The 6,721-nt window shown below is 71.7% G+C and carries 7 protein-coding genes; 5 read left to right on the top strand and 2 right to left on the bottom strand.

Annotated elements, in window-relative coordinates:
• Both AB0O15_RS46735 and larE read right to left on the bottom strand, forming a co-directional pair.
• Nucleotides 1–1,669 (bottom strand): SDR family oxidoreductase (locus tag AB0O15_RS46735; protein WP_364334282.1); only part of this gene is annotated, 1,669 nt, incomplete at its 3' end.
• 108 nt (nucleotides 1,670–1,777) lie between these two features.
• Nucleotides 1,778–2,617, bottom strand: coding sequence for an ATP-dependent sacrificial sulfur transferase LarE (gene larE, locus AB0O15_RS46730; RefSeq protein WP_364334279.1), 840 nt, complete (start codon nucleotides 2,615–2,617; stop codon nucleotides 1,778–1,780).
• Nucleotides 2,618–2,669: 52 nt separating this feature from the next.
• Between larE and larB the strand changes: the two genes are divergently transcribed.
• Genes larB through AB0O15_RS46705 form a run of 5 tightly spaced genes read left to right on the top strand, consistent with a single transcriptional unit; the run spans nucleotide 2,670 to nucleotide 6,716 of the window.
• Complete coding sequence (larB, locus tag AB0O15_RS46725) at nucleotides 2,670–3,347, top strand: nickel pincer cofactor biosynthesis protein LarB (protein ID WP_364334276.1); 678 nt, start codon at nucleotides 2,670–2,672, stop codon at nucleotides 3,345–3,347.
• Complete coding sequence (gene larC / locus AB0O15_RS46720; protein WP_364334273.1) at nucleotides 3,344–4,603, top strand: nickel pincer cofactor biosynthesis protein LarC; 1,260 nt, start codon at nucleotides 3,344–3,346, stop codon at nucleotides 4,601–4,603. The genes larB and larC overlap by 4 nt, the downstream gene beginning before the upstream one ends.
• Nucleotides 4,596–5,411 (top strand): hypothetical protein, encoded by an 816-nt coding sequence (locus AB0O15_RS46715; protein WP_364334270.1) that lies wholly within the window; start codon nucleotides 4,596–4,598, stop codon nucleotides 5,409–5,411. Before larC ends, AB0O15_RS46715 begins: the two co-directional genes overlap by 8 nt.
• Nucleotides 5,412–5,428: 17 nt before the next feature.
• The gene (locus AB0O15_RS46710) at nucleotides 5,429–6,241 is read left to right on the top strand and encodes a hypothetical protein (RefSeq protein ID WP_364334267.1); all 813 of its coding nucleotides are present in this window, start codon (nucleotides 5,429–5,431) and stop codon (nucleotides 6,239–6,241) included.
• Nucleotides 6,242–6,269: 28 nt separating this feature from the next.
• Nucleotides 6,270–6,716 (top strand): hypothetical protein, encoded by a 447-nt coding sequence (locus AB0O15_RS46705; protein WP_364334264.1) that lies wholly within the window; start codon nucleotides 6,270–6,272, stop codon nucleotides 6,714–6,716.
• The last annotated feature ends 5 nt before the right edge of the window (nucleotides 6,717–6,721 follow it).

Genomic DNA, 6,721 nt, shown 5'->3' with positions numbered 1-6,721 from the left:
GCGGCAGCTCGTTGAGCTTCGCCATCAGGTACGTCTCGATCAGGTTGGAGCTGACGATCGTGCCCTCGAGGTCGAAGACGGCGACCGTGCGGTTGTCACCGGTCGGGTTGACGTCCTTCGGGCCGCGGCTGCGGGACCGGCGCCGGTCCGGGCCGCGACGGCTGCCGGTGACCGCCGGGAAGTGGATCTCCCGCAGGTAGACGCCCCAGTCGATGTCGGCCGGGTCGAAGCCACCCGGCGCGGCCTCCTCGGGCGTCAGGCTGTGGTGCAGGGCCAGCAGCTTGTCGGTGCGGTAGACGGCCTCGTTCTGCACGTAGTCGCCGTACAGGTCGGCGAGCCGGCGCAGCGCGTCGGTCTCTTCCCGGGTGGTGGTCAGGTCGTCCTGCCAGCGCCGGGCGCGGCTGCTGTGCCCGGCCCGGAGCAGGGCGTCCTGGGCCAGGTCGAGCAGCTTCTCGCCGGTCCGCAGCATCCGGTCGGCCCGGGAGAAACCGGGGAACTCCCAGGTCGGCGGGATCACGTGACCGTAGGAGCCGTCGGTCATCGGGTTCTCGGTGAAGTACCGGTGCAGGTGCTCGTACATCTCGCGGAACGTGAGCGGGTTGCGGTCGCCCGAGCTCACGTGCAGGTAGTGGGGATCATCGGGCTCGGACGGACGCATCGCCGCGGCGAGCACCGCGCTGACCACCATGTCGACCGGGATCACGTCGAGGATGCCGTCCGGGCGGCCGGGGAACTCCGAGAGCTGGCCGCGGCCATAGGCCAGGATCAGCGGCTCGGCCATCTTGAAACCCTGGATCCAGCCCGGGTACGGGTAGCGCAGCGCGCTCTCCACGATCGCCGGCCGGACCACGGTCAGCGGCCGCTTGCCGGTCAGCAGGGTCTCGGCCACCCGCTCGCCCAGCGCCTTGGTGAACGTGTAGACGTCGTGCCAGCCGGCCACCTTGGCCCGCAGCCGGCCATGTTCGACCAGCTGCTTCTCGACCCACTCGTGGCGACGGGCCTCGGCCGCGACCGCCGTCGAGCGCGGGCCGGACTTGCCGTGCACCTTCTTGGCCTCGGCGAACAGGCCACGCAGCACGGCCGGGCGGCGCGAGTCGGCCTCGCTGAACGCCCGGGCCGCCTCGGCCGCGGCCAGCTCGGCCTTCCAGTCGACGTCGTGTTTCAGCGACAGCTCGGGAACCGGGCCGTGGTGCACGCCATTGACGTACGCGGTCGAGACGTGCACGACATGCGGGTTTCCGCCGGAGCGCAGCACCGCTTCGTACAGGTCGCGGACGCCCTGCACGTTGGTGCGGAACGCCTCGTCGACGGGCGGGTCGAAGGAGACCGTGGACGCGCCGTGCACCAGCGCGGTCAGGTCGTCGGGCAGGGTCAGGTCCTTGTTGCCGAGGTCGGCGTCGAGCACGCTGACCCTGGCCGCGACCTCAGCGGCCGCCGCCTCAGCGCCGACCCGGTCACGCCAGGACTTGAAGACCGGCTGGCGGAGCAGCCGGTCGACGCGTTCCTGCGCGGTCGTGCCTGTGCGGCCGCGCACCAGGAGCGTGACGCGCAGCCGTGGATAGCTGGCCAGGACGCGCTCCAGCACCGCCTGGCCGAGGAAGCCTGTCGCCCCCGTCAGGAGCAGGTGTCCGGCCTGCTCATGCCCCTCGGCCTGATCGATCTTCCCCAATGTCCACCTTACCGAAAGGCCTGCTTAGACGTTGATCATCGGCAATGACGATTACGTTACCCGATGCCTGAGCTCACATCGCGCGACGAGATCGACAGACTTCACGAGTCAGGCGTCGCGCCATCGCTCGGGGTCGGCCAGCATCTCGTTCATCGATCCGGAGCGGAACGGCTCCACCGCCATTGGTGTGCCGTCGAAGCCCGCCTGCTCGACGGTCCGCCGTACCTCCTCGTCACCTCGCGCCTGGCCGACCAGCCTCGCATCAACCTCGACCCGCACGCTATCGCCAAGATCACGCACGCGCAGGTCTCGTACCCCGTGCGGGGTAAGGACGCGGCGCAACTCGCGTTCGGCCCGCTCGACCCGGTTCAGCCGGGCGGGAGTGATGGACAAACCGTAGGCGATCCGGCTGGACAGGCATGCAGCGGCAGGCTTGTCCCACGTGTTGAGAGACCAGGACCGGGCGATCTCCCGCACCGCGGCCTTGTCCAGACCAGCGTCCGCCAGCGGAGTACGCGCACCGCGCTCGGCCGCCGCCCGGATGCCGGGACGGAAACCGGCCGCCAGGTCGGAGGCGTTGGTGCCGACCGCGACGCTGTCGAAATGTTCCTCCCGGGCCAGCGCGGCCGCCGCGTCGAGGAGCGTGCTCTTGCAGAAGTAGCAGCGGGTCGGACCGTTCTCCCGGTAACCGGCCACCGCCATCTCGTCGGTCTCGACCATGCGGTGCTCGACACCGAGCCCCGCACAGAACTCATCGGCGAAGGCGACCTCGGCCGCGGGCACAGCCGGTGACACGGCGGTGACGGCGATCACCCGCTCGCCGCCGAGAGCACGGGCGGCGGCGGCGACCACGACACTAGAGTCGACGCCGCCGGAGAAAGCAACCAGCGTGCGGCCGTACCCGGCGATGTCGTCGAGCATCTTGCCCAGGGCGGGCGTGACGACCACGGTGCAACTCCTATCGAGACGGGGAGCGATGGCTCAAGCTAACCACCAGGGGGTGTCCCGGTCACGCGTTGATGATCTCGGTTACGCCCGGCTCGATGTCGATCGGGCGGCCCGGACCGGTGACCCGGAGGTGGTGTTCGGGACCGGCAAGACGCCCGAGCAGATCGCCGGCGCGCTGGCCGGGCTCCATCGCGCGCACCCCGGCCGGGCGGTGCTCGCCACCCGGCTGTCGGCCGAGGCGATCGAGCGGTGCCGGGCCGAGCTGCCCGAGGCCGAGATCGACGAGGTGGCCCGCACGGCGACGCTGGGCCCGCTGCCCACGCCGACCGGGGTGGTCGCGGTGGTCGGCGCCGGCACGGGCGATCTGCCCGTGATGTCCGAGTGCGCCGCGACCGTACGGGTCTTCGGCTCCACGCCCGACATGGTGGTCGACGTCGGTGTCGCCGGGCTGCACCGGCTGCTGGCCGAGCGCGACCGGATCGACGCGGCCGACGTGGTCGTCGCGGTGGCCGGCATGGAGGCGGCGCTGCCCTCGGTGCTCGGCGGCCTGACCGGCACCACGCTGATCGCGGTGCCGACCAGCGTCGGCTACGGCTGGAACCTGGACGGCGTGACCGCCTGGCTGGCCATGATCAACAGCTGCGCCCCCGGCATCGTCACCGTGAACGTGGACAACGGCTTCGGCGCGGGCGTCGCCGCGGCCCGCATCGCCCGCCGGATCGGAACATGAGCTCCTCCGTCCTCTGGGTCGACCCGTCGAACGGCGCGGCCGGCGACATGCTGCTCGGCGCGCTGCTCGACGCGGGCGCGAGCGCTTCAGTGGTCACGGCCGGCCTCCGCGCGCTGCGGGTGGAGCCGATCGAGCTTCAGGCCACCGAGGTACGCCGGCACGGCTTCCGCGCCACCAAAGCCGACGTCGATGCCCCCGAGACGGCCACTCACCGTGGCCTGCCCGACCTGCTCGCGATCATCGGCGCGGCCGGGCTCCCGGCCCCCGTCCACGACCTCGCGGCGGCCGCCTTCACCCGGCTGGCCGAGGCCGAGGCCCGGGTCCACGGCATCTCGATCGACCAGGTGCACTTCCACGAGGTGGGCGCGCTCGACGCGATCGCCGACGTGGTCGGCTGCTCCCTCGCGCTGCATGACCTCGGCCTGCTCGCGCCGGGCGCCCGACGGGTGGTCGGGCCGATCGCGGCCGGCTCCGGGACGGCCCGCGCCGCCCACGGCCGGATGCCGCTGCCCGCCCCGGCCGTGCTCGAGATCCTGACCGCCGCCGAGGCCCCGATGGCCGCCCATCCGGCGACCATGGAGCTGTGCACCCCGACCGGCGCCGCGCTGCTGGTCGCGCTGGCCACCGCCTGGGGCCCGCCGCCGGCCATGACCACCCGGGCGGTCGGCATCGGCGCCGGCACCCGCGACCCGGACACCCACCCGAACGTGCTCCGGGTCCTGCTCGGCGCTCCTTCGCAAACCGGAGCTGCCGCCAGTTCCCAGGCCGGAGCCACCGCGAGTTCTCCGGCCGGGGCCACCGCGAGCGACTGGTCGGCGACAGAGCTGAGTCAGATCGAGGCCACCATCGATGACCTCGACCCCCGGATCTGGCCTGATCTGCTGGAACGGTTGCGTTCGGTGGGCGCGGCCGACGCCTGGTGTACGCCGGTGCTGATGCGCAAGGGCCGGCCCGGCCAGGTGCTGACCGTGCTGGCCGAGGCGTCCCGGGTCGACCTGGCCTGCCGCCTGATCTTCACCCATACGACGACGCTAGGACTCCGAATCCACGGTGTACGCCGGTTGCACCTGCGCCGCGACGAGGTCAAGGTCACAGTCGGGGGGCATCCGATCGGGGTCAAGCGAGGCTGGCTGGGCCCCGACCTGGTCACCGTGCAGCCGGAGTACGACGATGCACTGACCACCGCGACGGCGACCGGCCGGCCCGTCGCGGAGGTGCTCGACCAGGCCCGGAGGGAGGCGACCGGTAGTGACTGAGGTGCAGGAGCGAACGCAGTTCGACGTCCGCGCGTTCACCAGGACCGCGCAGGGCCGGTTCCGGGACGAGCTGGACCTGGCGCCGTTCGAGGCGGAGCCGCTCGCCCCCGACGACCGTGACCTGGTGCGGTTCCTCGGCCGGGTCGAGGGCGCCACCATGGAACACCTGCGTGACGTGCTGATGACCGCCACCCACAAGGACGCCCGGGTGACCGCGTTCCTGGTGACCTGGGCCTACGAACGGTCCTGGATCGCCGACGCGCTCGACGCGGTGCTCGAGGCGCACGGCGACCCGCGGGCCCGGGCGGCGGCCGAGGGCGAGGCCCGCAAGCGGTGGGGTGAACGGCGGGCGTGGCGGGGCCCGCTGTGGCGGACCATGCTCGCCATCGGTCAGCGGGACGCGATCGTCGGGGCCCACATGGCGGCCGGGCTGATCGACGAGTGGGTGCTCGGCGCGGCGTACCAGACCCTGGCCGAACGAGCCGGCAACGGCGCCCTGCGCAAGGTGATCGACCGCATCGCCTCGATCAAGCGCCGGCACGAGGAGTTCTTCGCCGCCGAGGCCCACCTGCGGCTCACCACGTCGGAACGCGCGCAGCGGCTGGCCCGGGGCGAGTTGCAGCGCACGGTCTGGCCGATCGGCTCGCTGCGGCGGGCCTTCGCCGACCGGCACCGGTTCCACGAGGCCGTCTTCGGGGCGGCGGCCGGTCGGGCCCGGGCCGAGGCGATCGGCCGGAAGGTCGCGGCGATCGCCGGGCTGACCGAACGGATCGGCGCGAAAATTGCCGCAAGACTTCGGAAACGATAGTTAGGTAGCGTCTCGACATGGCCTTCGACATCGACGAGTACGCGGCCGGATCCCGCGCCGTGCGATGGGACGACCTCGACCTCGACCACTTCCGCGACCACCCGCTCCCAGCGGACACGTTGCGCACCCTGCGCTACATGACCGACGTCGAGTACCACACCATCTGCTACACCCGTGACCTGCTGACCACGCCGTCACACACCGACGACGACGTCGCGCGGTTCATGGTGACGTGGAACCGCGAGGAGTTCTGGCACGGCGAGGCGCTCGCCACGGTGCTCCGCATGCACGGCATCGAGATCGGCTTCGACCAGCTGCGCGCCAACCGGCTGAAGTTCGGCTGGCGCGACTACCTCGACCCGGCCGGGCAGTCGGCGCTGAGCCGCCTGGTCGGCAAGGACTTCATCGCCGTGCACATGTCCTGGGGCGCGGCCAACGAATACACGGCCGTCTCGGCGTACAAGAGAATGGCCGCTCTCGAATCCGACCCGGTGCTGGCCGAACTGCTGCGCCGCATCGCACAGCAGGAGAGCAAGCACGTCGCGTTCTACGTGTCGCAGGCCCGCAAGCGCCTGGCCGCGAGCCGCAAGGCCCAGATCATCACCCGGTTCCTGCTCGACAAGGTCTGGCAGCCGGTCGGCTCCTCGATCCAGCCGCGCGAGGAGGTCGTCTTCGTCTTCAACCAGCTGATGAGCGGCGAGGCCGGCGTGGCCGAGGCCCGCCGCCTCGACGCCAGCCTGAGCGCCATGCCCGGCCTCTCCGGCCTGCAGATCTTCCACAATTCCTTCAGCCGCCTGCTGTCCGAACACCGCGAGCCGGAGAAGATCTAGGCTCGAGCGTGCCCTATCCTCCGTGGACGTGAATCTGAAGCTGCAGAACCGCGCGTTCGAGATCGTCGCCCCCCACCTCCAGCCCGGCGAGACGCCGCTGGCCGCGGCCCGGGCGATGGTCGGCAAGTTCTCGGCCGGCCGGATGGGCACGGCCCTCAAGCAGGGCCTGCTGCTCGAGGCCGGCGGCGCGATCGGCGCCCACCTGGCGACCGCGGGCGCGAAGCAGTTCCCGGTGGTCACCGACCGCCGGGTGTTCTTCCTGCCGCAGACCTTCCTCGGCGGCCCCGGCAAGAAGATCCTCGGCGAGATCCCCCGCGACCAGGTCCGCCTGGTCGAGGTGCAGATGGGCTTCATGAGCCTGCTCCGCCTGGCCTTCGGCGACCAGGGCGACGGCCTCTCGCTCACCTTCCCGCGCTCGGACAGGAAGAACGCCCAGGCCCTCGCCGACGCCCTTCAGACCACCCCGGTCGCCTGACCTCG

It is taken from the genome of Actinoplanes sp. NPDC089786, from assembly GCF_040684855.1.
Taxonomy (GTDB): Bacteria; Actinomycetota; Actinomycetes; order Mycobacteriales; family Micromonosporaceae; genus Actinoplanes.
The sequence above is the reverse complement of the archived record's forward strand: the minus strand, read 5'-3'. Positions and strand labels throughout refer to the sequence as shown.